The 26,336-nt window shown below is 65.9% G+C and carries 23 protein-coding genes; 9 read left to right on the top strand and 14 right to left on the bottom strand.

The features are described 5' to 3' along the window. Window positions 1-72 precede the first annotated feature (72 nt). The 4 genes from GWG65_RS16155 to GWG65_RS16140 form a co-directional block, all read right to left on the bottom strand. Window positions 73-264 (bottom strand): hypothetical protein, encoded by a 192-nt coding sequence (locus tag GWG65_RS16155; protein ID WP_148743101.1) that lies wholly within the window; start codon window positions 262-264, stop codon window positions 73-75. Between the two features lie 105 nt (window positions 265-369). Beyond that, on the bottom strand, window positions 370-1,278 hold the full coding sequence (locus tag GWG65_RS16150) for a S49 family peptidase (protein WP_275196562.1): 909 nt from the start codon (window positions 1,276-1,278) through the stop codon (window positions 370-372). Between the two features lie 214 nt (window positions 1,279-1,492). Further along, on the bottom strand, window positions 1,493-2,260 hold the full coding sequence (locus GWG65_RS16145) for a methyltransferase (RefSeq protein WP_275196561.1): 768 nt from the start codon (window positions 2,258-2,260) through the stop codon (window positions 1,493-1,495). After that, the gene (locus GWG65_RS16140) at window positions 2,253-2,480 is read right to left on the bottom strand and encodes a DUF2007 domain-containing protein (RefSeq protein WP_247497016.1); all 228 of its coding nucleotides are present in this window, start codon (window positions 2,478-2,480) and stop codon (window positions 2,253-2,255) included. The genes GWG65_RS16145 and GWG65_RS16140 overlap by 8 nt, the downstream gene beginning before the upstream one ends. Window positions 2,481-2,613: 133 nt before the next feature. Here GWG65_RS16140 and GWG65_RS16135 point away from each other — a divergent pair, with 133 nt between their 5' ends. Together GWG65_RS16135 and GWG65_RS16130 are read left to right on the top strand one after the other, a co-directional pair. Next, window positions 2,614-3,621 (top strand): polyprenyl synthetase family protein, encoded by a 1,008-nt coding sequence (locus GWG65_RS16135; protein ID WP_275196560.1) that lies wholly within the window; start codon window positions 2,614-2,616, stop codon window positions 3,619-3,621. A 140-nt stretch (window positions 3,622-3,761) separates the two neighbouring features. Then, complete coding sequence (locus GWG65_RS16130) at window positions 3,762-4,394, top strand: LysE family translocator (RefSeq protein ID WP_275196559.1); 633 nt, start codon at window positions 3,762-3,764, stop codon at window positions 4,392-4,394. 9 nt (window positions 4,395-4,403) lie between these two features. On the opposite strand, the gene GWG65_RS16125 is transcribed toward GWG65_RS16130, so the two are convergent. From GWG65_RS16125 to GWG65_RS16110, 4 genes are all read right to left on the bottom strand, one after another. Further along, on the bottom strand, window positions 4,404-4,574 hold the full coding sequence (locus GWG65_RS16125; RefSeq protein WP_275196558.1) for a hypothetical protein: 171 nt from the start codon (window positions 4,572-4,574) through the stop codon (window positions 4,404-4,406). A 142-nt stretch (window positions 4,575-4,716) separates the two neighbouring features. Further along, window positions 4,717-5,601 carry a 4-(cytidine 5'-diphospho)-2-C-methyl-D-erythritol kinase gene (locus tag GWG65_RS16120; RefSeq protein WP_275196557.1) on the bottom strand — a complete coding sequence of 295 codons (885 nt, stop codon included), beginning with the start codon at window positions 5,599-5,601 and terminating at the stop codon, window positions 4,717-4,719. An 86-nt stretch (window positions 5,602-5,687) separates the two neighbouring features. Continuing rightward, window positions 5,688-7,484: a tetratricopeptide repeat protein gene (locus GWG65_RS16115; RefSeq protein WP_275196555.1), complete on the bottom strand. Its 1,797-nt coding sequence runs from the start codon at window positions 7,482-7,484 to the stop codon at window positions 5,688-5,690. 305 nt (window positions 7,485-7,789) lie between these two features. Then, entirely contained in the window at window positions 7,790-9,451 is a 1,662-nt protein-coding gene (locus GWG65_RS16110) for an electron transfer flavoprotein-ubiquinone oxidoreductase (RefSeq protein ID WP_275196553.1), read from the bottom strand. A 136-nt stretch (window positions 9,452-9,587) separates the two neighbouring features. On the opposite strand from GWG65_RS16110, the gene GWG65_RS16105 reads away from it, so the two are divergent. Next, window positions 9,588-10,397 (top strand): uracil-DNA glycosylase, encoded by an 810-nt coding sequence (locus GWG65_RS16105; RefSeq protein ID WP_275196551.1) that lies wholly within the window; start codon window positions 9,588-9,590, stop codon window positions 10,395-10,397. A 122-nt stretch (window positions 10,398-10,519) separates the two neighbouring features. Here GWG65_RS16105 and GWG65_RS16100 read toward each other — a convergent pair whose 3' ends face one another. The 3 genes from GWG65_RS16100 to GWG65_RS16090 all read right to left on the bottom strand — a co-directional run bounded on the left by GWG65_RS16100 (window position 10,520) and on the right by GWG65_RS16090 (window position 14,388). Then, the gene (locus GWG65_RS16100; protein ID WP_275196549.1) at window positions 10,520-12,028 is read right to left on the bottom strand and encodes a glycosyltransferase family 39 protein; all 1,509 of its coding nucleotides are present in this window, start codon (window positions 12,026-12,028) and stop codon (window positions 10,520-10,522) included. 210 nt (window positions 12,029-12,238) lie between these two features. Further along, the gene (locus GWG65_RS16095) at window positions 12,239-13,138 is read right to left on the bottom strand and encodes a ribonuclease HII (RefSeq protein ID WP_275196548.1); all 900 of its coding nucleotides are present in this window, start codon (window positions 13,136-13,138) and stop codon (window positions 12,239-12,241) included. Window positions 13,139-13,212: 74 nt separating this feature from the next. Continuing rightward, the gene (locus tag GWG65_RS16090; RefSeq protein WP_275196547.1) at window positions 13,213-14,388 is read right to left on the bottom strand and encodes a PA0069 family radical SAM protein; all 1,176 of its coding nucleotides are present in this window, start codon (window positions 14,386-14,388) and stop codon (window positions 13,213-13,215) included. Between the two features lie 207 nt (window positions 14,389-14,595). On the opposite strand from GWG65_RS16090, the gene GWG65_RS16085 reads away from it, so the two are divergent. The 4 genes from GWG65_RS16085 (at window position 14,596) to GWG65_RS16070 (ending at window position 21,845) form a co-directional block, all read left to right on the top strand. Continuing rightward, complete coding sequence (locus GWG65_RS16085; protein ID WP_275196546.1) at window positions 14,596-17,010, top strand: phosphoketolase family protein; 2,415 nt, start codon at window positions 14,596-14,598, stop codon at window positions 17,008-17,010. 9 nt (window positions 17,011-17,019) lie between these two features. Beyond that, complete coding sequence (locus GWG65_RS16080) at window positions 17,020-18,210, top strand: acetate/propionate family kinase (RefSeq protein ID WP_275196545.1); 1,191 nt, start codon at window positions 17,020-17,022, stop codon at window positions 18,208-18,210. Between the two features lie 82 nt (window positions 18,211-18,292). Continuing rightward, entirely contained in the window at window positions 18,293-20,221 is a 1,929-nt protein-coding gene (locus GWG65_RS16075; RefSeq protein WP_275196544.1) for a hypothetical protein, read from the top strand. A gap of 10 nt (window positions 20,222-20,231) precedes the next feature. Then, complete coding sequence (locus GWG65_RS16070) at window positions 20,232-21,845, top strand: PEP/pyruvate-binding domain-containing protein (protein ID WP_275196543.1); 1,614 nt, start codon at window positions 20,232-20,234, stop codon at window positions 21,843-21,845. On the opposite strand, the gene GWG65_RS16065 is transcribed toward GWG65_RS16070, so the two are convergent. Further along, entirely contained in the window at window positions 21,839-22,594 is a 756-nt protein-coding gene (locus tag GWG65_RS16065) for an RMD1 family protein (protein ID WP_275196728.1), read from the bottom strand. The two genes, GWG65_RS16070 and GWG65_RS16065, sit on opposite strands and share 7 nt — an antisense overlap. A gap of 420 nt (window positions 22,595-23,014) precedes the next feature. On the opposite strand from GWG65_RS16065, the gene GWG65_RS16060 reads away from it, so the two are divergent. Both GWG65_RS16060 and GWG65_RS16055 read left to right on the top strand, forming a co-directional pair. After that, window positions 23,015-23,590, top strand: a complete 576-nt coding sequence (locus GWG65_RS16060; protein WP_275196542.1) for a glycosyl transferase — start codon at window positions 23,015-23,017, stop codon at window positions 23,588-23,590. Between the two features lie 61 nt (window positions 23,591-23,651). Next, window positions 23,652-24,611 (top strand): helix-turn-helix domain-containing GNAT family N-acetyltransferase, encoded by a 960-nt coding sequence (locus tag GWG65_RS16055; RefSeq protein ID WP_275196541.1) that lies wholly within the window; start codon window positions 23,652-23,654, stop codon window positions 24,609-24,611. Between the two features lie 204 nt (window positions 24,612-24,815). Here GWG65_RS16055 and moaB read toward each other — a convergent pair whose 3' ends face one another. Continuing rightward, window positions 24,816-25,379 (bottom strand): molybdenum cofactor biosynthesis protein B, encoded by a 564-nt coding sequence (gene moaB / locus GWG65_RS16050; protein ID WP_275196540.1) that lies wholly within the window; start codon window positions 25,377-25,379, stop codon window positions 24,816-24,818. 103 nt (window positions 25,380-25,482) lie between these two features. Then, the coding region (locus tag GWG65_RS16045) for a neutral zinc metallopeptidase (RefSeq protein WP_275196539.1) at window positions 25,483-26,336 on the bottom strand (854 nt) is incomplete at its 5' end.

Raw genomic sequence — 26,336 nt, 5'->3', positions numbered from 1 at the left:
GCATCCACGTTCTTCGTGAGGCGACGAGACCGTGGATGGCCGGGACAAGCCGGGCCATGACGGGTGCGGCACCTAACCCGGCCGGTAAGCTCCGGTCACGGGGTCCTGTTTCAGCGTCCGGATTTCCCCCATATGGGCGGCCTCGGCGACGCGCGACAGGCGTATCTCCTCCAGCTCCTGGTTGATCCGGATAGCGGTCTTGTAGGCCCAGCGGACCACGGCAAGCCCGCCTAGGACGCCCGCGAAAGCGACGAACGGCGGCATCGGTCGATCCTTGTTCAATGCTCAGTCCCCACGCACATTCTTGCGCAGACCGGGCCGCGCCGCAATTGGCTCACCGAGAGGCCAAATGGCGCGGCAGGGTGCCGGCTAGAACCCGAATTTTGCCCAAATCGCGCGGGTTTCGACCGCCGAAATCAGCTCGTCCGGCAGACCGGCCATCGATTCCAGCGCCGAAAGCTGGCCGGCGCCGGGCGATTTCCGCCCCAGAAGGCCGGACAGCAGCCCGCTCGGCTGTGCGATCACGGGGGTGAGAACCTGCTCGCCATAGCGGGCACGAAGAGTTGAGCGGAGATCGCCGATGCCATCGGCGAGCCCCAGTGCGATCGCACTCTCGCCGGCCCAGTACTCTCCGGTGAACAGGGTGTCGTCGGCACTCTTCAGCCGCGCGCCTCGGCTCTCCTTCACCAGCCCAATGAAGATCTGGTGGATCTCGCGCTGGATCGCCTTCAGCTTCGCCACGTCATCGGGATTCTCGGGCAGGAACGGATCGAGCATCGCCTTGTGCGAGCCGGCCGTGTAGAGGCGCCGCTCGACGCCGAGCCGCTTGATCGCCTCTTGGAAACCGAAGCTGCCGCCGACCACGCCGATCGAGCCGAGGATCGAGGATGGATCGCAAATGATCTCGTCGCCCGCGCAGGCGATCATGTAGCCGCCGGAGGCCGCAACGTCCTCGACGAACACCAAAACCTTCAGCTTCTTCTCGGCCGCGAGCTGCTTGATGCGCAGATAGATCTGGCGCGACTGCACCGGCGAGCCGCCGGGCGAGTTGATCACCAGCGCCACCGCCTTGGCGTTGCGGACCGCGAACGCGCGCTCCAGCACCCGCGCGAGGCCTGCGAGCGTCATGCCTGGACGCAGCGGCGTCACCGCGCCGATCACGCCGGATAGCCGCACCACCGGCACCACCGCCGTGCCAGGACGGAAGCGCGCAGGCAGATATTGCATCAGTTTGTCGGCCAGGCCGGAACCTTCGCGATCGTTCAATTGTTCGGCCATGCCATTACCTCTGATTAACCATTTCTTATCACGCGACTGTCATTGGAAGTGCCTGGAACGTGTTTTGCGGATTTCCCGTTGGGAGGCTGCAATGCGCCAGCGGAGAACGACATGAAAATCTATCTGCTGATACTGCTGATCGGGACGCTTTTCACAGCGATTCGCTTCACTTCGCCGCAAGAACAGCAGTCGGAATCGCTTCCGCAGTAAGCCGTCACGACTCCGACAACGGCAAAGCCGCTCTCCCTTCCAGAATATCCGTCACCTCTTTTTTGGGCACGCGTGACTCTTCGTTAAGCATGAGGCCCGGCAGCAATCGCGTCGGCGCCCTGCCGCCTTTGATCGCGCGCACCAGCAGGCGGATCGCAGGCCGCTCCGCCTCACCATGAACCGGCAGGATCGACAGGCTGCCGAAGCCGCGTGACAGCGCTGCGAAAACCTCTGCTATCCCATCCGCACGCCAGATCAAAGTCAGCACACCATTCGATCGGAGGATGCGCCGCGCCGCATGCACCCAGGCCTCCAACGTCTCTTCCGTCGCGACATGTGCGATGTGCCGCGCCTCGTTCGGCGAACCGCGATGCCGCGTGGGAAGGTTGAAGGGCGGGTTCATCATCACAATGTCGGCACTGTCGGGCGCAAGCCGATTTGCCGCGAAGGCCCGTGCGTCGGCCGTGACATCGAGCACGATCGCCTCGGCGGCAATCCCATTTGCCGCTGCGTTGGCGCGCGCGAGCTCTGCCAGCTCGGGATCGATCTCGACCATGCGGAGGTTGATACCGGCCACGCGCCGGGCCAGCGCCAGCCCGGCCGTGCCGACGCCGGCGCCGAGATCGACCACGCGGTCGCCGGCCCGGGCGTCCGTCGCTGTCGCGAGCAGGATGGCGTCATGGCCGGCGCGGTGGCCGGACCGCTTCTGCTTCAACCGCAGCTGTCCGCCGAGAAAGGCGTCCTCGGTGAGATCGGGCAAGGTCTCACTCATCGCCGCGCAGTTCGTGGCTGAGCCCGGCATCGGTCAGAAGCTGCCGGGCCTCCAGGGCATCGTCCTCATGGACCAGGATCCGCCGCGGCAAAATGCCGAGCGAGCCCTCGATGATGCTCATGTTCTGGTCCAGCACCAGGTGATGGATATTGGCGCCGTCGAGCAGCGCGCCGATTGCCGACACCAGCACCATATCGTTGGTCCGAACCAGTTCTCGCAAAACACAGGACTCCTGCCTGACGGGGGGGTGAAGCGGCAATGTCAATGGTTCCGCGGCCCTTGCCGCATCCGCGTCCAGTTTCTATTGTCTTTCCATCAGAATAGCCCCTTCGGGGCAAATATTGGAGACCGGCGTGGCCGTCATCGTACCTTTCGAAACCCCCGGCGCGTCGATCGAACAGCTGGTTGCCCTTGTCGCTCCGGACATGGAGCGCGTCAACGCGACGATTTTGTCGCGGACCGGCTCTGAAGTAACCATGATCCCCGAGGTCGCCAACCATTTGATCTCCTCCGGCGGCAAGCGATTGCGCCCGATGCTGACGCTCGCCATGGCCAACCTCGCCGGCTACACCGGCGATGGCCACGTCAAGCTCGCCGCCTCCGTCGAATTCATGCATACCGCGACCCTTCTGCACGACGACGTTGTCGACGAGAGCGAATTGCGCCGCGGCAAGCTCTCGGCGCGCATGCTCTGGGGCAACGAGGCGAGCGTGCTGGTCGGCGACTTCCTGCTCGGCCAGGCCTTTCGCATGATGGTCGAGGTCGGCTCGCTCCGCGCGCTCGACATCCTGTCCGCGGCCGCCGCGACCATCGCCGAGGGCGAGGTGATGCAGCTTGCCGCCGCCAAGAACACCGCAACCACCGAAGACGAATATCTCGCCGTGATCCGCGGCAAGACCGCCGAGCTGTTCGCGGCCGCCTGCGAGGTCGGGCCGGTGATCGCCAACCGCCCGAAAGCCGAGCAGACCGCCTGCCGCTCGGTCGGCATGAATCTCGGCATCGCCTTCCAGCTCGTCGACGACGTGCTCGATTATGGCGGCAAGAGCGCCAAGCTCGGCAAGAACACCGGCGACGATTTTCGCGAAGGCAAGATCACGCTCCCCGTCGTGCTCGCTTTCCGCCGCGGCAATGACACCGAACGCGCCTTCTGGATCCGGGCGCTCGAGCGCGGCGAGATCGGCGACGGCGATCTCGACCATGCCCTCGGCCTGATGAACAAGCACCGCACGCTCGAGGACACGCTGAGCCGCGCCCAGCACTACGGCGCCATGGCGGTCGACGCACTGGCGCTATTCCCGTCCTCGCCGATGAAGAGCGCGCTGGAGCAGGTCGTGGCGTTCTGCCTGGCGCGGTCGCACTAGGCGCTATGGCGTCATCCTCAGACGCAAGCGGCGCGATGTCCGGCATCGCGGTCTGAAGCCTCGACGGATGCACGGCCCTGGTGTAGCCGGCAGGTGACGAGAGCACTTGCAATCACGCCAGACAGCGCTACGACAACAGGATGAGCGCAACGAATTTCTGGCTATTTCTGGCGGCCGCACTCGTCATTGCCGCAATTCCCGGTCCCGGCATCTTCTACGTAGCCGCCCGAACACTGTCGGAAGGGCGGACGAGCGGATTCGCGTCGACCGCGGGCACGGCGTTGGGCGGTCTGGTCCATGTGCTGGCGGGCAGCCTAGGCATCTCCGCGATCATCCTCGCCAGTGCCGAACTGTTCGCCGTCGTGAAGTTCGTCGGCGCGCTCTACCTGGTCTGGCTCGGCGTTCGCACGTTTCGCAGCGCCGGCCGCGTTCTGTCGCTTGAGAGCGAAGCTGTCGGCGACAGCCGCGCGTTCCGCGACGGCGTGCTGGTCGAGGCGCTGAACCCGAAGACCGCGGCGTTCTTCCTCGCCTTCATCCCGCAGTTCCTCGATCCGGCGTCATCAAGCCCGACACTGCAATTCATCGCACTGGGCGCGATCTCGGTGACGCTGAACACGCTCGCCGACGTCGTCGTGGTGCTGATGGCCGCGGCGACACGCACGCAGCTGATCGTAAGGCCGCACCTGATGCGGCGTCTCACGCAAGGTTCCGGCCTCTTCATCGCGGGCCTCGGCTTGTCCCTCGCGTTGGCGCGGCGGCCCGTGCCCGGCTAGGGTCGGGATCTAGGCGGCCCAATCCACAACTGCGTCGATAAAAGTCTGGGCCTGACGGATCGCATCCAGCCTGGTGGCGCAGACGCCGACCGTAACTGTCCTGCCCTTTCCGACGGTCCATCTCCAGCCGCGTGAAAAGCTCATTTCGACGACCGAGAAACTGATGCCGCGATGTTCCACGGAGAACCTCCGTTGGCATTGGGTTGCGCGGATGAAGGCTAGTGCTTTCGCTGGCGAAGGTCCAGCCGGGCTTCGAGAAAGGCACCGGTCTCTCGCAGTTCCGCGACAAGGCGGAACTCCCGCCGAGCTTTACGAAGACATCCTAGCTCAGCGTCCCCGCATGCACCCACCAGCCGGGGTGATCGCGCCGGATTTTTTCGGCGGCGGCGTGCGTCTCGGCGGGCGCGCCGAAGATCGCAAAGCAGGTCGCGCCGGAGCCGGACATGCGGGCGAGCTTGACGCCGGCGGAGTCGCGCAACGCTTCCAGCACGCCGCCGATCACGGGCTCGATGCGCATCGCGGGAGCTTCGAGGTCGTTGGCGACGGTTTCGAGAACCTCGACCCAATCGGCAATCGACGCGCCCTCCTCCGGCCAGGCCGCGGCCCCGAAGACCGAGGTGGCGCCGACCAGCAGTTCGCCGTTGCGCAGGCCGAGCGCCTGGAACACGTCCTTGGTCGCCACCGGCACGCGCGGATTGGCCATGACACAGGGCATGCTCGGCAGCGCGAGCGGCAGCAATTGCTCGCCGACACCGGTCATGTCGCAGGCGCGGGAGAGCAGGCACACCGGCACATCGGCGCCGGTCGCGAGCGCAACCTTCTGCAAGCGGGGATCATCGAGCGACAAATTGTTGAGGCGCGCAAGCAGTCGCAGCGCCGCAGCCGCATCGGCCGAGCCGCCGCCGATGCCGGCTGCGACCGGCAACACCTTGTCGAGCGCGAAGGCACCCAGCTTCAGGTTCGGCACGGCCTCTGCCAGCAGCTTGGCCGCCTTGAATACGAGATTGTCAGCAGTGTCGCCGCAAGCCGCGGCGAGCGGCCCCGTTGCGGTGAGCTTCAGCTCGCCGCCCGGCTCCAGCGTGAGGCGGTCGGCACAGTCGGCAAACGCAACCACGCTTTCGAGATCATGATAGCCATCAGTGCGACGGCCGACGACGCGAAGGCTCAAATTGACCTTCGCCCGTCCTTCTTCAACCAACGCCGGCATCGGCGACACGCCCCCAGACCTTATTTCCTTTTTTCGCATGATCGTGCCGGAAGCCGCCACAGGCTGTTCCGGATCATGCGCGCAGATCAGCCGCCCCTACCGTCATCCTTTTTCTTCTCGGCCTGCGCCGCTGAAGAGTTCGAATTGTCGTCCGACATGCCGTTGGCGATCTTGGCCTCGATCTTCGGCAGCTCCTCCGGCTCGGGCTTGAGATCGCGGGCATGGGCCCACTGGAATTTGGCTTCCAGCGTGCGGCCGACGCGCCAATAGGCGTCGCCAAGGTGATCGTTGATGGTGGGATCCTCGGGCTTGAGATCGATCGCACGCTCGAGATTCTTCACCGCCTCCTCGTAATTGCCGATGCGGTAATAGGCCCAGCCGAGGGAGTCGACGATGTAGCCGTCGTCGGGGCGCTGCTCGACGGCGCGCTTGATCATCTTCATGCCTTCGTCGAGATTCACGCCCTGGTCGATCCAGGAATAGCCGAGATAGTTGAGGACGTGCGGCTGGTCGGCCTGGAGCTCGAGCGCCTTCTTCATGTCGGCTTCGGCCTTGCCCCACTGCTTGGAGCGCTCCTCGCAGATGCCGCGGTAATAGTACCAGACGCTGTTGGCCTTGTCGTTGCCGGCCGGCAGCACGTCGATGCCTTGCGAATAGGTCGCACCGCAGTCGCCGAACTTCTTGCGGCCGCGCTCGAGATTGCCGAGCGCCATGATGGCTTCGAGGTCCTTGGGATCCTCGCTGACGACGCCCTTGAGGATCTTGATCGCCTCGTCGGTGCGGTCGGCGGAATCGAGATCGACGGCGAGCTGGATCTGCGCATTGCGCTTGAGCGGCGAGGATGACGGCACGCGCTCATAGACCTTGATAGCCATCTGCGGCCGCTTCACGGACTCGTAGAGATCGGCGAGCGACAGCAGCGCCAGTGGATGGCTGGGCTGGAGATAGAGCGCGAGCTGGAGATAGACCAGTGCGAGGTCCTCGCCGCCGCGACGAGTCAGGGTGGCGCCGATGCCGTAGAGAGCTTCGGCCGCACCGGCTTGCGCCGAATCGGCCAAAGGCGGCATCTTCTTGCCGGCCTTGGTCTCGCGCAGACCTTCCTGGATCAGCGGATGACGGGCGAGCTTCTTGTCGAAGGCCAGGTACACCGTGGTCGCCGCGGCGGAATCCTTGTTGCGCGACAGCCAGCGGCCATAGGCCTCGGTGATGCGCAGCATGGAATCGTCGAGCTTGTAGGCACGCTCGAAGCGGACGCCCGCGTCCTTCTCCTTACCGGCGAGCTCGAGGATCATGCCGGCGTGGAGATCCTTGAACAGCGGGTACCATTCGGGACCGGCCAGCTTGTCGATGGCGGCGACACCGCCCTTGGCGTCGCCGGCGCCATAGGCGGCCCAGCCCGACAGCAGCGTGGCGACGAGATCGGTGATGGGACCGCGGATAGACTGGTTGATGTTGCTCTGCGCGGTCGCGTACTTCTTGAACTTGAGATCGTGCACGCCGACGACGAGTCGGGCGACGCGGTTGGTCTTGTCGATGGTGAGGATGCGCTCGGCTAGCTTGACCGCCTCGTCGATATCGCCGTCGGCGACCGAGGAGATGAAGGCTCGGTCGAGCAGCTCGTTGTTCTTGGGATCGCTGCGCAGCGCAGAGCGGTAGAACGCGGCGGCGGACGCCGCATCGCGCTCGACACTGGCGTGGCGGGCGGCGAGATAGCTGCCGGAGGTCGTGAGCGCCTTCAGGTCATTTCGGGTCGGAAACTGCGCCGCCGTGTCGGCCGGATGATCCGGCGTCTGCGCCATGACCCCGCCGGGGACCGTCGCGATCGCTGTGCCCAAGAGGGCGATGGCAGCAACGGTCCAGCGGTTGAAACGATTTGAAAACATCAGGGCTCGCCTTGAGTTGGTAGTGCCTGGGTTTGGAGCAAAAAGGCCGTCTCGCATGCAAACGCGGCCGGTGGCATCGGGACCCGGAACCGTCAGGGCCGAACAATGCCGCTTTTGGCGCTTCGCCGCAAGGATTCGGACCGGATGATCGCCTCCGCGTGCCACAACCGGCCCTAGCCGCCCAAAACGCTCTTACTATGGCCGTATCGTGGCTGCGGCGGTCGTCGGCGGCCCCGTTTCTCACGCGAACGTGCGTCAGATTGCCCGCGTCAGCAGACCTGAGATTCGGCCTCACATGGCCTCAATTACATGGCCTCGTAATTCGGCCCACCGCCGCCCTCCGGAGGAACCCAGGTGATGTTGCCGTTGGGGTCCTTCACGTCGCAGGTTTTGCAGTGGACGCAGTTCTGGGCGTTGATCTGGAAGCGCGGGCTCGCGCCCTCCTCCACCCACTCATAGACCCCGGCCGGGCAATAGCGGTTTGAGGGACCGGCGTAGACGTCGTGCTCGGATGTCTTCTGCAGGTTCATGTCGGTCACCTTGAGATGGACCGGCTGGTCCTCCTCATGATTGGTGTTGGACAGGAACACAGAGGACAGCTTGTCGAAGGTGATCTTGCCGTCCGGCTTCGGATAGTTCCTCGGCGCGTGGTTCTTTGCCGGATCGAGCGTCGCGCGATCGGGCTTGGCGTGCGACTGGGTGCCGAACAGCGAGCCGCCGAACAGCGTGTTGCACCACATGTCGAAGCCGCCGAGGGCGACGCCGATCACGGTGCCGAACTTCGACCACAGCGGCTTGACGTTGCGGACCAGGAACAGGTCCTTGCCGACCGACGACGAGCGCCAGGCGTTCTCGTACTCGACGACCTCGTCATTGGCGCGATCCGCAGCGATGGCGGCAGCGACGTGCTCGGCAGCGAGCATGCCGGTCCCCATCGCATTGTGCACGCCCTTGATACGCGGCACGTTGACGAAGCCGGCCGCGCAGCCGATCAGCGCACCGCCGGGGAAGCTGAGCTTCGGCACCGACTGGTAGCCGCCTTCGGTGATGGCGCGCGCGCCGTAGGCAAGCCGCTTGGCGCCTTCGAAGGTGCCGCGGATCGAGGGATGGGTCTTGAAGCGCTGGAATTCGTCGAACGGCGACAGATACGGATCGTCGTAGTTGAGATGCACGACGAAGCCGACGGCAACGAGATTGTCGTCGTAATGATAGAGGAACGAACCGCCGCCGGTCTTCAGATCGAGCGGCCAGCCGAAGGAGTGCTGGATCAAGCCCTTCTGATGCTTGGCGGAGTCGATCTGCCAGACCTCCTTGAGGCCGATCCCGAATTTCGACGGCTCGCTGTTTGCGTCGAGCGCGAACTTGTTGATCAGCTGCTTGGTCAGGCTGCCGCGGGCGCCCTCGGCGAACAGCGTGTACTTGCCGAGCAATTCCATGCCGCGGGTAAAGGAGTCCTTCGGCTTGCCGTCCTTGCCGATGCCCATGTCGCCGGTGGCGATGCCCTTCACCGCCCCCTGCTCGTCATAGAGCACCTCGGCCGCGGCAAAGCCCGGATAGATCTCGACGCCGAGCGCCTCCGCCTTGCGCGCCAGCCAGCGGCAGACATTGCCGAGCGAGCCGATATAGCAGTGATGGTTGTCCATCAGCGGCGGCATCACGAAGTTCGGCAGCCTGATCGCGCCGCCACCCGTCATCCAGTAGAAGCGGTCGTCCTTGACCTGCGTCTTCAGCGGGCAGTCGGAATCCTCGCGCCAGTCCGGAACGAGCTTGTCGAGCCCGGCCGGGTCGATCACGGCGCCCGAGAGAATATGCGCACCGACCTCGGAGCCCTTCTCCACCACGACGACGTTGAGATCGGCGTTGAGCTGCTTCAGCCGGATCGCGGCCGCAAGGCCCGAGGGGCCGGCGCCGACGATGACGACGTCGAATTCCATGGATTCGCGCGGGGGAAGTTCTTCGGTGCTCATCTGATCTCAGCCCTTGAGACGGTTCCTCGTCGTTTGCGTCCTCTTGTTTCCGATTTTTCCGGGTAGGACAACCTCGGAAATGCGTTCCACTGGGATGCAAGGCGCCCCAAACTGATATAAAAGTCCGACTTTCCAAATGATCCCCGAACCCGCACCCACCGTCCGAGAGCTTCTCGCCTTCTATCTGGAGGCCGGTGTCGACTGCGCGCTCGCAGAGGAATCGATCGACCGGCTGGCCGAGGCGGACGCCCCGCCGCCGGCCCCGCGCGCAGCGCCCCCGGTCGAGGCACCGCGGCCAGTCGCCGCGCCGGCCGTGATCCGCGGTAAGGTTGCGCCCGCACCAGAGGTCGCGATCGCTTCTGCCCGCGAGGCCGCGCGCACCGCCCCGACGCTGGAGGCGCTCCGCGAGCTGATGCAGGGCTTCGAGGGCTGCGCGCTCAAGCATACCGCGACGCGGCTGGTGTTCGCCGACGGCAATCCGCAGGCGCGCATCATGTTCGTCGGCGAGGCGCCGGGCCGCGATGAAGACATTGAGGGGCTGCCCTTTGTCGGACGCAGCGGAAAGCTGCTCGACCTCATGATCGGCGCGATCGGACTCAACCGCGGCACCGCCTACATCGCCAACGTGATCCCGTGGCGGCCGCCCGGCAACCGCACGCCCACGCCGCAGGAGACGCAGATCTGCCTGCCATTCATCCAGCGCCAGATCGAGCTGGTGAACCCCGACGTGCTGGTGACACTCGGCAATCCTTCGACTCAGACATTGCTGTCGACGCGCGAGGGCATCATGCGCACCCGCGGCCGCTGGTTCGACTACAACACCGGCGCGCGCACCATCCGCGCGCTGCCGACGTTCCACCCGGCCTACCTGTTGCGCTCGCCCTCCTATAAGCGGCTGGCTTGGCAGGATCTGCGGGCAATCGCGAAGGCGATGGCGGGCGCGTGAGGGCAGAACGACCCATCCCCGTCATTGCGAGCGCAGCGAAGCAAACCAGACTGTTACTCGCGGAAGGACTCTGGATTGCTTCGCTTCGCTCGCAATGACGAAGGAGAGAAGCACGCGAGCCATTAGCTGCCCTTCGGCCGCACGATGGCCCAGCCGATGCGCAGCAATTGCTGGCGTCCGGTCACCAGCCATTCGAAGGCGCGCGGCACTTCCGGCACGATGCCGGGAAAGCGCCTGAGGATTTCCGGTGGCGGGGTGCCGGCTGTGTCGGAGGTGCGCCAGACCACGACGCCGCCGCTCTCGCTGAACCTTGCTGGTGTCATCCACGGCGTGCGCGCAGGCTCGGCATCGATGAACAGATGCGGCCGGCCGGAATGCAGCGTGATCAGGCTCGCAAGCTGGGTCTCGCCGGCGACCGCGCGCAGGCGATGGTTGGTGCGGCGGGAAAAGCTCTCGTCGAAGAAGTCCGAGATTTCGCGGGCCGGCATCGAGGTCGCGATCTCGCCGGTGCCGGTCCAGGGCAGCAGCAGGGATGCCAGCACGACGCCGGCAGCTGGCGCCACCACGGCGGCAGCCCACACCGTGCGCAGCAACCGCGCGCGGCGCATCGCGATGAGATCGCCGGCCGCCACCACCACGGCAAGCCCCGACATCAGCAGCACGGCGCCGGCACCGCCGACGACGCCGTCGAGCCCGAACAGGCCGGAGATCACGACCCCGCCGAGCACCGGCGCGAGCGCGAAGAAATAGACGAAGTTGCGCGCGAGCGGCTCGACCGGCGGCCGGTAGATGATCGGCGCCTCATCGCCCTTGCCGGCGAACCAGCCGGTGTTGAGGAAAGCCAGGACCGGGACCGACACCGCGCCCAGCACGAGGCTGCCGAGCAACCACGCCGCGTGAAGCGCGCGGCCATTCAATTCCGAGAGCTGCGGCAAGGCCGGCAGGGTCAGCGTCTCCGCACGCATCACCCAGATGGCATAAGGCAGCGCCAGCACGGCGACCACGACCAGCGCATACAACGGATCGAGTGCTCGCAGCGTCCTGCGCCCCCCGGCGGTCGCCAGCGCAAAGACGACGAGCAGCAGCAAGAGAAAGATCGCCGCGGGCGTCGTGAGCAGCAACAGCCCGGCTTCAATCGACCAGGCGAACCAGCCATTGCCGCGGCGCTGGCCGATCAGTTGCCAGGAATGCAGCAGGAGCAGCGCCCAGAGCGGGCGCGCCAACACCAGCGGACCGAAGTCGAGCGCGGACGAAGAGAAGGCCAGCAGCGTCATGGTCAAGAGCACGGCGAGCACCGCATGCTGGGTGCCGACCACCGCGCGCGCCAGATGATAGAGCGTGATGAAGGTCGCAATCTCGCACAGCTCGGCCAGCACATAGACGCCGAACATGTGGCCGCCGGCGGCGCGATAGGCGATGTCGGCGAGCCAGGCAGCCAGAGGCGGGCCGAGATCGGTACCGACCTGGTACTCGCGGCCGAAGGCGAGCAGGGTCGCGAGGTTGCCGGGCGGGCTGCGGTAGAACACCAGCGCCACCAACAGCCACATCGCAGCCTGCACCAGCACGGCGATCCACACGATCAGCCGCGGCCGGGCGCGAATGAGCTCGATGACCAGGGAGGTAAACCGCATGCAACGTCCGAAAGATGCAGCCAACCCGTGCAGCCGGCCCTAATCGCTCACGACTGTTTTGATAAAGGGCGCTGCGCGTCGTGGCAACGACCGTCTGCCCGTCATGCCCGGGCTTGTCCCGGGCATCGACGTTCTTCGGAGCAGGCGGCAAAGACGTGGATGGCCGGGTCAAGCCCGGCCATGACGATGCGGAAGCTGCGGGACGAGACCCTAGAGCCGCGCTGAAGCATCGATTTCGACACTCGCGTCCACCTGCACGTCGACCTCGGTCACCGCAAACAGATCCTGCACCGGCTCGACGGTCCAGGGCATGTGCTTGGCGCGGGCGGCGGCGACAGGGGCGAAGAAGCTGCGGTGGTGGACGGAGGGGCCGAGGCGGTCCAGCGCGTCGAGGTGATCCGGGACGGCGTAGCCCTTGTGCTGCTCAAAACCGTAGCCCGGGCAGTCCTGCGCCAGCGCGCACATCAGCCGGTCGCGCGTCACCTTGGCGATAATCGAGGCCGCCGCAATCGACAGGACGATGCCGTCGCCGCCGATCACAGCCTCGCAATCGCACGCCGTATCGAGCCGGTCGCGTCCGTCGACGAAGACGTGGCGGGGCGCCTCGGGCAGCGCCCCCACCGCGCGCTTCAAGGCCCACAGCGAGGCCCGCAAGATGTTGTCGCGGTCGATCCGGGAGCGCGAGGCGACGACGACCGAGACCTGCGCGGTCGCGCAGATCTTGTCGAACAGTCTTTCGCGCTCTTCCGCCGTCAGCCGCTTGGAATCGTCGATGCCGCGCGGGATACGGGCGGGGTCGAGGATCACGGCGGCCGCCACCACGGGCCCGGCGAGCGGCCCGCGGCCGGCCTCGTCGCAGCCCGCGACCGGCCAGATCCCGCGCTTGATCAGCGCGCGCTCGCGGCGGAAGCTCGGCGGGGCGACGGCGATAATGCCCCCCTTGGCGGCGCCCTTGCCGGCCTCGGCCTCGCTGACGTCGGTCGCCTCGCTGACCTCGGTCGCCTTGCTGGCCTCGGTCTTCCTGGCCTCGGCCTTGCCAACCGTGGTCTTCGCAGGCTTCTGGGGCGTGGCCTTCTTGGCCGGCTTGTTGGCGGACTTGTCCCGAATCATGACCGGGATCCTGCGCAAGCGGTCCGGTGCGCGCAACAGGGAACCCCGGACAATTCCCGTTATTCAACGACTCATCAGAACAGACTGAGCTGATCGCCGTTCCGCTTCGGCCTGGCAAAGTGGTCCGTCGTCAGCTTCGCGCGTCGCTTGTTGAGGCCGAGCCTGTCGCAGGCGATCTCGAAGCGGCGGCCGATGGTCCAGGCCATCGGACCAGTGCCCTTCATCCGCTCGCCCCATTTCGAATCGTAGTCGCGCCCGCCGCGCATGTCGCGGATCAGGGTGAAGACGTGGCGGTAGCGGTCCGGATAGTTCGCCATCAGCCATTCGCGGAAGAGATCGCGCACCTCGAGCGGCAGCCGCAACAGCACGTAGGAGGCTTCCTTGACGCCGGCGTGGGCCGCCGCATCCAGGATGCGCTCGATCTCGGAATCGTTCAGCGCGGGGATCACGGGCGCGACCATCACGGTGGTCGGAATGCCGGCGTCCGAGAGCTGCTTCAGCGCTTCCAGCCGCTTCGGCGGCGTCGAGGCCCGCGGCTCCATGGAGCGCGCCAGTTTCGCATCGAGCGAGGTCACCGAGATCGCGACTTTGGCGAGGCTGCGCTTGGCCATCCGTGCGAGAATGTCGATGTCGCGTGTCACCAGCGCCGATTTGGTGACGATGCCGACGGGATGGCCGGCGCGCTCCAGCACCTCCAGAATGCCGCGCATGATTTTGCGCTCGCGCTCGATCGGCTGATAGGGATCGGTGTTGGTGCCGATCGCGATCATTCGCGGCTCGTAGCCGGGCGCGGCGAGCTCCTTCTCGAGCAGCGCCGGCGCCTCGGGCTTGGCAAACAGTTTTGACTCGAAGTCGAGGCCCGGCGACAGGCCGAGATAGGCGTGCGTCGGCCGTGCGAAGCAATAGACGCAGCCATGCTCGCAGCCGCGATAGGGATTGATCGAGCGGTCGAAGCCGATATCGGGCGACTCGTTGCGGGTGATCACCTTGCGCGAGGTGTCGAGCCCGACCGTGGTCTTGAACGGCGGCAGCTCATCCAGGCTCTGCCAGCCGTCGTCGAAGGCGACGCGCGCCTCGGCTTCGAAGCGGCCGCTGGCGTTGGATTGCGCGCCCCGCCCTCGCCTGCGCTCGCGGTCGATCGCGACGGCAATCTCTGGGAAAGCGGCAGGAATGTCCGAAGGCGCACCCGCCGGCTCGGAGGGCGCCGTGACCGGCGGGTGCTTGAGGGCACGAGAGGATGCTCGACTCATGAAGCCAAGATAGCACGCAGAAGGAACAAATCAAGAACGAGAACAAAAACGCGAAAACAACCCCATGCACAGTAACGCTGCCCAATGTTCGGGCGCGCGCCTTTGACTTCACGCAACACGCACGTCCGGCGATCCCGTTTGATCCGGCGGGATCGATCGTCGCGGAACATGGTTGGTGACGATCGCTGGGTGAAAGTCGGCAGGAACATGACAAATCAACAACAATCGGCCGCGGCGAGCAGCGACCTCGATCTCCTCGATCGCTACTGGCGTGCCGCCAACTATCTCTCCGTCGGCCAGATCTATCTCCTCGACAACCCGTTGCTGCGCGAGCCGTTGAGGCCCGAGCAGATCAAGCCGCGTTTGCTCGGCCATTGGGGTACGACGCCGGGGCTGAACTTCATCTACGCCCATCTCAACCGCGTGATCCGCACGCTGGATCTCGACATGATCTATGTCTGCGGGCCCGGCCATGGCGGCCCGGGTATGGTCGCCAACACCTATCTCGAAGGCAGCTACAGCGAGATCTACCCCGACATCGGGCGCGACACGGACGGATTGCGCAAGCTTTTCCGGCAGTTCTCCTTCCCCGGTGGGATTCCGAGCCACGCCGCGCCGGAAACGCCGGGCTCCATCCACGAAGGCGGCGAACTCGGCTACGCGCTGGTGCATGCCTACGGCGCGGCGCTCGACAATCCCGGCCTGATCGTTGCCTGCGTCGTCGGCGACGGCGAGGCCGAGACCGGCCCGCTCGCGGCGTCCTGGCACTCGAACAAGTTCTTGAACCCGGCGCATGACGGCGCGGTGCTGCCGATCCTGCATCTCAACGGCTACAAGATCGCCAATCCCACCGTCATGGGGCGGATGCGCGACGCGGAGATCCGCGACCTGTTCCGCGGGCTCGGCCACGAGCCGCTGTTCGTCGAGGGCGACGATCCCAAGCTGATGCACCGGACCATGGCCGATGCGCTGGACGTCGCGCTCGCCAGCATCCGCTCGATCCAGCAGCACGCCCGCGACGGCCGCAAGGCGGTCGAGCGGCCGCGCTGGCCGATGATCGTGTTGCGCAGCCCGAAGGGCTGGACCGGCCCCAAGGAAGTCGACGGGCTCAAGGTCGAGGGTTTTTGGCGCGCGCACCAAGTGCCCGTCTCCGGTTGCCGCGAGAATCCGGCGCATCTGAAGGTGCTGGAAAACTGGATGCGGAGCTACGAGCCGGAAAAGCTGTTCGACGCGAACGGCGCGCTCGCCTCCGAGCTGCAGGCGCTGGCACCCGAAGGCAACCGCCGCATGGGCGCCAATCCGCACGCCAATGGCGGGCTGCTGAAGAAGGAGCTCAAGCTGCCGGACTTCCGCAGCTTCGCTGTGGATGTCCCAAAGCCTGGCGGCGTCACCGGCGAAGCGACGCGCGAACTCGGCAGGTTCCTGCGCGACGTCATCCGCCTCAACGCGCAGGAGCGCAACTTCCGCATCATGGGACCGGACGAGACCGCGTCAAACCGGCTCGACGCAGTGTTCGAGGCCACCGAACGGGTCTGGATGGAGCCGAGCGAGCCTTACGACGTGCACCTCGCCCAGGACGGCCGCGTCATGGAGGTGTTGAGCGAGCATCTGTGCCAGGGCTGGCTCGAAGGCTATCTGCTCACCGGCCGGCACGGCTTGTTCTCCTGCTACGAGGCCTTCATCCACATCGTGGATTCCATGTTCAACCAGCACGCCAAGTGGCTCAAGGTCACGCGCGATCTGCCGTGGCGGCGCCCGATCGCCTCGCTCAACTACCTCCTGACCTCGCACGTCTGGCGCCAGGACCACAACGGCTTCAGCCATCAGGACCCCGGCTTCGTCGATCTCGTCGCCAACAAGAAGGCCGATATCGTCCGCATCTACTTCCCGCCGGACGCCAATACGCTGCTGTGGATCGCCGATCACTGCCTGCGCACCTATAACCGCGTCAACGTCATCGTCGCTGGCAAGCAGCCGGCGCCGCAATGGCTCTCGATGCAGGACGCCGCCACCCATTGCGATGCCGGCATCGGCATCTGGACATGGGCGGGCACGGAAGACGCAACTCGCGAACCCGACGTGGTGATGGCCTGCGCCGGCGACGTGCCGACATTGGAGACGCTCGCCGCCGTCGACCTGCTGCGCAAGGCGCTGCCCGAGCTGAAGATCCGCGTTGTCAACGTCGTCGACCTGATGACGCTGCAGCCGAAGGAGCAGCATCCACATGGGCTGTCCGATCGCGACTTCGACAGCCTGTTCACGCGCGACAAGCCGGTGATCTTCGCCTATCACGGCTATCCCTATCTGATCCATCGACTGACCTATAACCGCGCCAACCATGCCGGCATGCACGTGCGCGGCTTTGCCGAGGAAGGCACCACGACGACGCCGTTCGACATGGTCGTACTCAACGAGCTCGACCGCTTTCATCTGGCGATCGAGGCGATCGAGCGTGTCCCGGGGCTCGCGACCAGGGCCGCGCAGGTCAAACAGCAATTCCGCGACGCGCTGATCGCGCATTCGCACTATGTGCGCGAGCACGGCGAGGACATGCCGCAGATTCGCGACTGGGTCTGGCAGAACAGCGCGGGCGGCAAGACTCCGGTCGAAGCAGGCGATTGACATCAAGCCATGTCGGACACCGTTCTCGCTCTCAACTCCGGATCGTCGAGCATCAAGTTCGGCCTGTTCGAGCTGTCGGGGCGGGATCCCGTCCTGATCTGCAGGGGGCTGCTCGACGAGCACGAGACGACGCCCCGGCTCATCGTGAAGAACCCGGCGGGCGAGGATCTCTTCGAAAAGCAACGGACAGGATCAGATGCCGACAGCGATCATCTGTTCGCCGACGTGCTCGCCTTCATCGAAGAGCATTTTGGCGAACGCCACTTGCGTGCCGTAGGCCATCGCATCGTTCACGGTGGGCCAGACTATTCAGGGCCGGCCGAATTGACGGAGGATGTCTACGCGAAGCTTGAAGCGCTGACGCCGCTTGCTCCGCTGCACCAGCCGCCGTGCCTCGCGCCGGTCCACACCATCCGGGCGATCCGGCCAGAGCTGAGGCAGATCGCCTGCTTCGACACCGCGTTTCATCATGACCTGGCGCCGCCGGCGAGTCGCTTCGCCATTCCGAGGCGCTATGAACAGCGCGGTGTCCGGCGCTACGGGTTTCACGGCCTCTCGTTCGAATATGTGGCGGGCCGTCTCGCGGAAATTGCACCGCATCTTCTGCCAGGGCGCACCGTCGTCGCGCATCTCGGCAATGGCGCGAGCCTCTGCGCGCTGCTCGACGGCCGCAGCATCGACACCACGATGGGCCTCACCCCGCTCGACGGCCTGGTGATGGGCACGCGCTGCGGCACGATCGATCCCGGCGTCCTGCTCTATCTGCAAGCGCAGGAGAACATGTCGGCCGATGCGGTCCAGCACATGCTCTATCACGAGTCCGGCCTGCTCGGCGTTTCCGGCATCTCTTCGGACATGCGCGCGTTGCTCGCAAGCGGCGAGCCCGCCGCAAGAGAGGCGATCGATTTGTTCATCTTCCGCGCGGCGCAAGCTGTCGCGATGATGACCACCGCGCTTGGCGGGCTGGACTGCCTGGTCTTCACCGGCGGCATCGGCGAGCATGCAAAGGAGATCCGCCGCGGTATCGGCGAGCGCCTCGCCTGGCTCGGCGTGCGCATCGATGCAGCGGCGAATGAAGCAGCGCGCGAGCGGATCGGCAGTGCCGACGGTACGGTCGACACTTTCATCATCCCCACCAACGAAGAGATGACAATCGCGCGCCATTGCGCCGCGCTGCTTCGCGAGCGGCATGTTGCATGACGGTTTTATGAATGATCTGGCGCAATGCCGCCGCCGCAACTTCGCGGCATAGAGACGACGTCAATCGTCGTGCGGACAGGTCATGAAAACCCAGATCATCGAAGAGCTCGGACAAGGCGACATCCTGTTGCCCGCGCTGGTGGCGGAAGGGCTCGCCGCCAACGACCGCATCAAGGTGCGGATGAGCGCGCTGCAGGCGGCGGCCCGGCACGCGCAAGACCCCGATCGTCCCGCCAGTGAGCTTGCGGTCGAAAGCCACGCCGCCGGCATCGCACCTGCCGCGATTGCAAGCTTGGTCGGAGGCGCCCATCTGATCGGACCGTCCCGGCTCGCGGCCCCGAACCTCGCCCAGCTGATGAAGGAGATTCAGGACGACGCCGCGGGGATGATCCGCGCCGTCGGCGCCGGCGCGCCTTCGGAGGGTGAGAAAGCGAACGCGCGGCTGATGGCCATCCGGAACGCGGGCCTGCTCGATGCCGCCAACGAAATCGATCTCGCCAGTATTGTCCGTCTGACCGGCGTCGCCGAGGCGGCAGGCGATAGCCTCCATCGCCTGGTGATGGATCTGCACAAGGCGCTGAACAAGTTTGCGGCGAGCTGTTCGGAGGAAACACTCGACGGCGCCCATGTGTTCGGCCTCCATGGCGAAGACCGCAGCGCGGTCGAGGCCTTCATGAAGGGCCTGAACCAGACGCGCGGGCTGAAGTTCAACCACCCCGGACTCGACACTATGGCGACCCGCTCGGGCGGCCGGCTGCTGATCCAGAACGATATCGGCACCACGGACGCCCATGTCGTGGTGATCGCGGTCAAGAAGAACGCGGTCACCGTGACCTATACCGACGTGCACCTGGCACGAGCAAAGTTCCTCATCTCGCTGTTCGACAAGTTCGGCGCAACCTGGAGCGGGCTCGACCGTCACACCGCCGCAGGTCTCGGCGAGGACAATTCGTTCTATCTCGTCACCGGTCAGTACCAGACAAATCATGCCGCGGATCGCAACGAATTTCTCGCGGCGGTCGGCGCCGCGCTGGTGTTCCTGATCGACTGGAACAAGGCCCGCAAGCTGTTGCGGACCTGGGTCGCCAAGGACGACGCCACACGCATCCTGGAATGGGGAGCGCAGCAGCGAATCGGCCATCGCGGCTTTCTCGAACTCGGTGGCAACGAACTGCTCGGGTCGGCGGTCCGGAATGCGGCGCCGGCGCGCATCGGCTTCGGCGAGCGGCTCGACCAGGCCCTCGGCCGTACTGCTGCGATCGACTTCCTGAAGGCGGCGCTGCGTGTCTCCACCGAGGCGCTGCTTGCAGGCCGCTCCGTCAGGACGGTGCGCGACCAGATCGAAGCCGACCTGGTGCGGCATCTGGAGCGTGTCGACGGCACCCTGCTTGCTGCCGTGCTGCGCCAGATCGGACTCGCCCATGATCTCGTCGCGGCGATCTCGCGCCATATTACTACGCTCCAGGCCGGAAAACCGGCCGACCGCAAGCTGCTGGCGCGACGCTGTGGCGCGATCGAGCAGAAGGCAGATCGCATCGCGCTCGAGACCCGCAAGGAGATCGACCGGCTCAACGCCCGGCCGACGATCGGACAATTGATCGATCGGGCGGAAGAGGCTGTCGATGAACTGGAGCAGGCGGCATTCATCGCCTCCCTCATGCCCGAGCGAACCGATCCGTCACTGCTGGCCGCACTCGCCGATCTCTGTGCGGTCGCCATCACCACAACCGAGGTCGCGGCCAGCGGCGTCGCCGCGGCGACCGACGTGCCGGAAGGACGTCGCGCGGACTCGGAGGATGCGCTGTCCGCCGTGACCCGTCTGATCGACGCCGAACATGCCGCCGACAGCCAGGAGCGTGCGACGACCGCCCTGGTGTTCGGCGGCGGCTTCGACGTTGCGACCTCGCTCTCGGTGCTCGAGCTTGCGCGTGCGATCGAGCGCGCCACGGATCGCTTCGCGGGCTTCGGCCACCTGTTGCGCCGTCACATCATGATCGATCTCGCAGCCTAAGGGGACCACCATGCAGATCGTGCGTATCGGCGCTGGCGCGACCGAATTGCATTCCGCCGAGGAGATCGGCGCCAAGGCCGCCAACCTCGTCCGGATGGCGGCACTGGGCCTGCCGGTGCCGCCCGCTTTCGTGCTGCCGGTCAAACTCTGCGCCAACATCATCGCCGGGCATGCCCATGCCGAGCGTCATCTGCGCGACGGACTCAAGGAAGGTATCGCGTTCCTGGAAGACGCGACCGGCAAGCGCTTCGGCGACCGGCGCCACCCGCTGCTGGTTTCGGTGCGCTCGGGGGCCGCCCGATCGATGCCGGGCATGCTCGACACCGTCCTCAATGTTGGCTGCACGTCGGATGCGGTGCACGGCCTGATCCGCGCGACCGGCCGGCCGCGGCTCGCCTGGGACTGCCGACGCCGCTTCCTGGAGAGTTTTGGCGAGACCGTGCTCGGACTCGATGCCGCCGCGTTCGCGGCGCGCATCTCGGAGCTGGTCGGAGCCGAATGCGTCGACAGCGATCGCGAACTCGACAGCGAAGCGCTGGAGCGGCTTGCAGGCGACGAGCAATTGCTGGTCGAGGATCGCGCCGATGGCCGGTTCGACGATGCGGTCGCGCAGCTAGAGGCCGCGGCGAAAGCCGTCTACCAGTCCTGGATGAGCGAGCGGGCCCAGACCTATCGGAAACTCCAGCGGCTCGAAGAACTCCAGGGCACCGCCGTCACCGTGCAGGCGATGGTGTTCGGCAATGGCGGGCTGGCCTCCGGCGCCGGCGTGGCCTTCTCGCGCGATCCGTCGACCGGTACACCGCGTCCGATGATCGATCTCGTACTCGATGCGCAGGGCGAAGACGTCGTGTCCGGGCGCCGCTCTCCCGACGCCCGGGACGCGATCGCGCGGGCGCTGCCACGGAGCGAAGCCGAGCTTGGCGACATCCTGAAGCAGCTCGAGCGCGAATTTCGCGACGTGCAGGACGTCGAGTTCACGATCGAGGAAGGCAGGCTCTGGATCCTCCAGACGCGCGCGGCGAAACGGACACCGCGTGCGGCGGTCAGGATCGCGATCGACCTCGTGCATGAGGGCCTGATCACGAAGGACGAGGCGCTCGTCCGGATCGCCGAAATCGATCTCGCCTCCCTCGCCGAGACCGCGCTGGTTTCAGCCGGCACGCCGGCGGCGACTGGCATCGGCGCCTCCGGCGGCATCGGTGTCGGCCGTGCCGCCTTCAGTTCCGAGAGTGCCCAGCGCCTGTCGTCGACGGGCGAGCCGGTCATCCTGCTTCGCCCTGATACAAGCACGGCCGACGTCGCAGGCTTTGCGGTGGCGGCCGGCATCGTCACGGCGGTCGGTGCGCGCACCTCGCATGCGGCCCTGGTGGCCCGGCAGATGGGCAAGCCATGCGTGGTCGGCTGCAGCGAGCTGAAGATCGATCCCAGCGCGAGGCAGGCGCGGCTTGCCGATGTGGTGTTGTCGGAGGGTGACTGGATCACGATTGAAGGCGATGCGGGACTACTCCATCTCGGTCGCTGCCAGACGGTGGAGACGCGCCCCGAGGCCGAACTCGCCGAGATCGCAGCATGGCAATCGCAAGCCAGCGGTCGATCGTCGGCGTGCGCCAAAGCAACTCAGTGAATGCCGGCCAGGATCTGGAAACATCCGATCGCGACCTCGATCACGATCAGCACCACCACGGCCACTTCGAGCCGCAGCGAGCGCTGGGTATCGATGATGTCGGTGAGCGCGTTGGCGGTCTCCGATACGGCGGTGAGCTTGCGCTCGAGGGTGTCGAGACGCTCCTTCAATTCGTACTCGTCCTCGAGACGGGAATAGAGCCGGTCGAGCTCGGGCTTCTCCCAGAGCACGTCGGGTTTCTCGGCAATCGCAACGCGGCCGGCGACGCGCTGCTGCACCAGCAGCGCGTTACCGATCAGCTGCAAAATGCCCTTGCGCCGGCGCGGAGTGCGGCCGCGCTCGGCGAGCTCCCGCGCGAAGGGCTCGATGACGTCAAATACGGCGGCGACGCGCCGCTCGTCGCGTGCCAGCGAGGTGCTCTTGGCGAGCGCGTCCGCGACCAGCAGCAGCCGGTCGTCGGAGAATTTGGCCAGGCAGATCGGCCCGCCCGGTTGGATTGTCTCGGCGTTCTCGTCATTGCAGAGCTGCGCCTGCGCAGTCTCCTCCTCATAGGGGCTGAATGCACCGATCACCCGCGACTTCAGGCTGTCGATCAGAAGCTTCTCCTCCGAAGGGAGCAACCCGATCAGCACCACGACACCGTAACGGAAGATCACGGCAAGGCCCGTGTGGACGCGGAAGGCCGCGGGCGCCGAGGACACCAGCGTACCGATCTCAAGCCCCGAGGCATTGATGCGGTCGCCCAGCATCAAGGCGCGGATCCGCAACGTCGGCGCGGCGTCCTGCTTCACCGATGCTGGCGCCACGCCAACGGAGTGGTGATCGGCGTTCACACGAACGTGCTGTTCGATAGGGCCTCTATCCATCATTGCAGGTTTTTCCTGTTCAGGCCGCCGATCGAGACGTCGATGCTTGCGATCGTATAACCTGCCGATGCTCGACAATCGCGGCGGCGACATCCGGTTTCCTACGGTGATAGGCCGCACTTGCCGAAACATTCGGCAATCTTGCCTCACCGCGCGCGACACATTTGGCTGATCGCTGGCAGTGATTTACCATCGAACGCCGAAAGCGCCGTCTAAAGTTGCGCTCGGAAGCGCAGCGTGTTTATGACAACATCATTATATAAACTACGCTTCTCCCGAATTTGAGAGACTGAAGCCTCGATCATGCTGAGCGTCATCATTCCGACCGACGGTGTCGAGCAGACCGCGGTCGCAACTCTGGCCGCGCTGGTACCCGGCGCCGCTGCGGGGGTCATCCGGGAGGTCCTCCTGGTCGACGGCACCCGCAACGGCGTCATCGAGCGCGTTGCCGATGTCGCAGGCTGCCGTTTCATCGGCTACGAGGGGTCCTCGCCGGGCGCCGCGCTTGCCGCCGGCGCGCTTCAGGCCCGTTCGCCCTGGCTGATGTTCCTCCCCGCCGGCGCGGTGCTCGAAACCGGCTGGATCGAAGAGACCACCCAGTTCATTCAGGCCGTCTCGACGAGCGGCCGGGATCGTGCGGCGGTGTTCCGCTATGCACGCTCGCCCTACAGCGATACCGGATTCCGCTACATGCTTCGCTCCGTGGCGCGCAAGCTGATCGGCCCGCTCGGCGATCAGGGACTTTTGATCGGGCGTGATCATTATGACCGGATCGGCGGCTACCCGCCCCAGGCCCGCCGTTCCGAGGCGCGCCTTTTGCGGCGGCTCGGCCGCTCCTCCCGGACCATGCTGCGCAGCCGCATCGTCATGGTGGGGTGAGCCACCAGATACTTGCCAAAGTCAAACATTTAATTGACAATGGCAAGTATTGAGGTGTGCCATGCCAACAAGCCCTTCGCCACCAAGTTCTGCGACCGATCAGGTCTGCGATAATCAGGTTCAGGCGGTTCGCGCGTTCAACCGCTTCTACACCCGCAAGCTCGGCGTCCTCGACCAGCAGCTCCTGAAGACCCCGTTCTCGCTCAGCGAGGCGCGCGTGCTCTACGAACTCGCGCATGGCGGCGAGCAGTCGGCCAAGGAGATCGGCGTCGCCCTCGGGCTCGATGCCGGCTATCTCAGCCGCATCGTGCAGAACTTCGACGAGAGCGAGCTGATCGTACGCAAGCCGCTCGCAACCGACCGCCGGCAATACCAGCTCAGCCTGACCGCGAAGGGCCGCCAGGCCTTCGCCAGGCTCGAGAGCGTGACGCAGGAGGACGTCGCCGCGATGCTGCGAGCCCTGCCGGCCGAGGACCGCAGGCGGCTGACCGGCGCGATGGAGACGATCGAGCGGCTGCTCGGTCTGGCGCGCACGCCGGCCCCGCGCGCGATCTTGCGCGATCCCCGTCCCGGCGACATGGGCTGGGTGGTACAGAGCCATGGCGCGCTTTACGCTAGCGAATATGGCTTCGATTCCGGCTTCGAGGCGCTGGTGGCCGAGATCGTCGCCAAATACATGACCTCCTACGACGCCTCGCGCGAGCGCTGCTGGATCGCCGACATCGAGGGCCGCCCGGTCGGCTCGGTGTTTTTGGTCAAGGCGAGCGACGATGTCGCCAAGCTGCGCCTGCTGCTGCTCGATCCGGCGGCGCGCGGCCAGGGCCTCGGCCAGCGGCTGGTGGCCGAATGCGTCGCCTTCGCACGCGCCTGCGGCTATCGGCGAATGACGCTGTGGACGCAGAGCATACTCGTTGCCGCACGGCACATCTATGAAGGCGCCGGCTTCAAGCTCGTCGCCACCGAACCGCACCGCAGTTTTGGCCAGAACCTGATCGGCGAGACCTGGGAGCGGGATCTGTAGCGTTCTCGAAGCGGGCGAGATGCGCATGAATGTGCCCTCGCCCCTTGTGGGAGAGGGTAGCGATGCTGGTGAACGCGGACTCACTTGGGTGAGGGGTTGTCTCCGCGCACGACTCTCTCGCGTTGTAATGCGCGGATAGAACCCCTCATCCGGCGCTTCGCGCCACCTTCTCCCACAAGGGGGAGAAGGGAAGAAAGCAAGCAACTACACCGTCGCGCCTTTTGTCTTCGCCCTTCGCAAATGCTCGTCCAGCCGCGGCATGATCTCGACGAAGTTGCAGGGGCGCGTGCGGTAGTCGAGTTGGGCGGCGAGGATGCCGTCCCAGCCGTCGCGGCAGGCCCCCGGAGAGCCGGGGAGACAGAAGATGTAGGTCGCGCCCGCGACACCGGCGGTGGCGCGGCTCTGGATCGTCGACGTCCCGATCTTGGCGTGGCTCAACATGTGGAACGCGATCGAGAAGCCGTCCATGCGCTTCTCGAACAACGGCTCGATCGCCTCGGGGGTGACGTCGCGCCCGGTAAAACCGGTGCCGCCGGTGGTAATGACGACATCGACACCGGCGTCCGCGATCCAGCGGCGGATGACGGCGCGGATCGCCTCGATGTCGTCGGTGACGATCGCGCGCGCGGCGAGGTGATGGCCGGCGCCCGTGAGGCGATCGGCCAGCGTCTGGCCCGACTTGTCGTCGGTGAGTACGCGCGTGTCGGAGACCGTGAGCACCGCGATGTTGAGCGGGACGAACTGTTTGGACTCGTCGATGGATGCCATCGCTTGATACCTCCTTGCCCATCCACCGACGTCATCCTGAGGTGCGCGCCCTTGCGCGCCTCGAAGGATGGACCGGAGGGTCCGTGGATGACGTACAGCCAGTCTACAACGCTCCACTGCCGAACGTGTTGCAGGCCTGCACCGTGCCCTGTTTGTAGCCGGTCATGAACCATTGCTTGCGTTGCGCGGCCGAGCCGTGGGTGAAGGAGTCGGGCACTACCCTGCCCGTGGCCTGGCGCTGCAGCGTGTCGTCGCCGATCGCGGTCGCCGTGGTCAAGGCGGCGTCGATGTCGCCGGCCTCGAGGAAGCCCGGACGCTTCTTCTCCTCGCGGTTGACCCAGACGCCCGACAGGCAGTCGGCCTGGAGCTCCACCTTGACCTGCAGCGCATTGGCCTCGGCCTTGCTGCCGGCCTGCTGCTGCAGCCGCGTCACCCGCGGAATGATGCCGAGCAGGTTCTGGATGTGATGGCCGGCTTCATGCGCGATGATGTAGGCGGCAGTGAACTTGCAGGCATTGCCGGAGCAGCCGCGGAAGCGTGTCTCGACCTCGCGGAAGAAGCCGGTGTCGAGGAAGATGGTGCGGTCCGGCGGACAATAGAACGGGCCCATCGCCGACTGCGCCATGCCGCAGCGGCCGCCATTGGTGGCGTTGCGGAACAGCACGATCTTCGGCCCGGTGTAGTTCTGGCCGCTGGCCTGGAAGATCTCGCTCCAGCGATCGTCGATCTCGCCGAGCACGCCGGAGATCATGCTGCCCATCTCGTCGGTCGGCGCGCCGCGCTTGCCCGAGGACGCCTGCCGATCGGTCTGGTAGGTCGGCGCCTGGCCGCCACCGGTGAGGATCTCGGCACCGCCGATCAGGATGCGCGGATCGATGCCGAAGGCGTAGCCGATCAAGCCGAGCACGATGACGGTGCCGATGCCAAGCCCGCCGCCACCCATGGGCAGGCCGAACC

The sequence above is a fragment of the Bradyrhizobium sp. CSA207 genome (genome assembly GCF_029051685.1).
GTDB lineage: Bacteria > Pseudomonadota > Alphaproteobacteria > Rhizobiales > Xanthobacteraceae > Bradyrhizobium.
Note: the sequence above shows the minus strand (reverse complement) of the source record. Positions and strands in the feature narration are given on the sequence as shown.

Excerpts from the sequence above, each read along its gene's own strand:
- GWG65_RS16155 (WP_148743101.1), bottom strand. The coding sequence starts at position 264 with ATGCCGCCGTTCGTCGCTTTCGCGGGCGTCCTAGGCGGGCTTGCCGTG.
- GWG65_RS16150 (WP_275196562.1), bottom strand. The coding sequence starts at position 1,278 with ATGGCCGAACAATTGAACGATCGCGAAGGTTCCGGCCTGGCCGACAAA.
- GWG65_RS16145 (WP_275196561.1), bottom strand. The coding sequence starts at position 2,260 with ATGAGTGAGACCTTGCCCGATCTCACCGAGGACGCCTTTCTCGGCGGA.
- GWG65_RS16130 (WP_275196559.1), top strand. The coding sequence starts at position 3,762 with ATGAGCGCAACGAATTTCTGGCTATTTCTGGCGGCCGCACTCGTCATT.
- GWG65_RS16120 (WP_275196557.1), bottom strand. The coding sequence starts at position 5,601 with ATGCCGGCGTTGGTTGAAGAAGGACGGGCGAAGGTCAATTTGAGCCTT.
- GWG65_RS16115 (WP_275196555.1), bottom strand. The coding sequence starts at position 7,484 with ATGTTTTCAAATCGTTTCAACCGCTGGACCGTTGCTGCCATCGCCCTC.
- GWG65_RS16110 (WP_275196553.1), bottom strand. The coding sequence starts at position 9,451 with ATGAGCACCGAAGAACTTCCCCCGCGCGAATCCATGGAATTCGACGTC.
- GWG65_RS16105 (WP_275196551.1), top strand. The coding sequence starts at position 9,588 with ATGATCCCCGAACCCGCACCCACCGTCCGAGAGCTTCTCGCCTTCTAT.
- GWG65_RS16100 (WP_275196549.1), bottom strand. The coding sequence starts at position 12,028 with ATGCGGTTTACCTCCCTGGTCATCGAGCTCATTCGCGCCCGGCCGCGG.
- GWG65_RS16095 (WP_275196548.1), bottom strand. The coding sequence starts at position 13,138 with ATGATTCGGGACAAGTCCGCCAACAAGCCGGCCAAGAAGGCCACGCCC.
- GWG65_RS16090 (WP_275196547.1), bottom strand. The coding sequence starts at position 14,388 with ATGAGTCGAGCATCCTCTCGTGCCCTCAAGCACCCGCCGGTCACGGCG.
- GWG65_RS16085 (WP_275196546.1), top strand. The coding sequence starts at position 14,596 with ATGACAAATCAACAACAATCGGCCGCGGCGAGCAGCGACCTCGATCTC.
- GWG65_RS16080 (WP_275196545.1), top strand. The coding sequence starts at position 17,020 with ATGTCGGACACCGTTCTCGCTCTCAACTCCGGATCGTCGAGCATCAAG.
- GWG65_RS16075 (WP_275196544.1), top strand. The coding sequence starts at position 18,293 with ATGAAAACCCAGATCATCGAAGAGCTCGGACAAGGCGACATCCTGTTG.
- GWG65_RS16070 (WP_275196543.1), top strand. The coding sequence starts at position 20,232 with ATGCAGATCGTGCGTATCGGCGCTGGCGCGACCGAATTGCATTCCGCC.
- GWG65_RS16065 (WP_275196728.1), bottom strand. The coding sequence starts at position 22,594 with ATGCTGGGCGACCGCATCAATGCCTCGGGGCTTGAGATCGGTACGCTG.
- GWG65_RS16060 (WP_275196542.1), top strand. The coding sequence starts at position 23,015 with ATGCTGAGCGTCATCATTCCGACCGACGGTGTCGAGCAGACCGCGGTC.
- GWG65_RS16055 (WP_275196541.1), top strand. The coding sequence starts at position 23,652 with ATGCCAACAAGCCCTTCGCCACCAAGTTCTGCGACCGATCAGGTCTGC.
- moaB (WP_275196540.1), bottom strand. The coding sequence starts at position 25,379 with ATGGCATCCATCGACGAGTCCAAACAGTTCGTCCCGCTCAACATCGCG.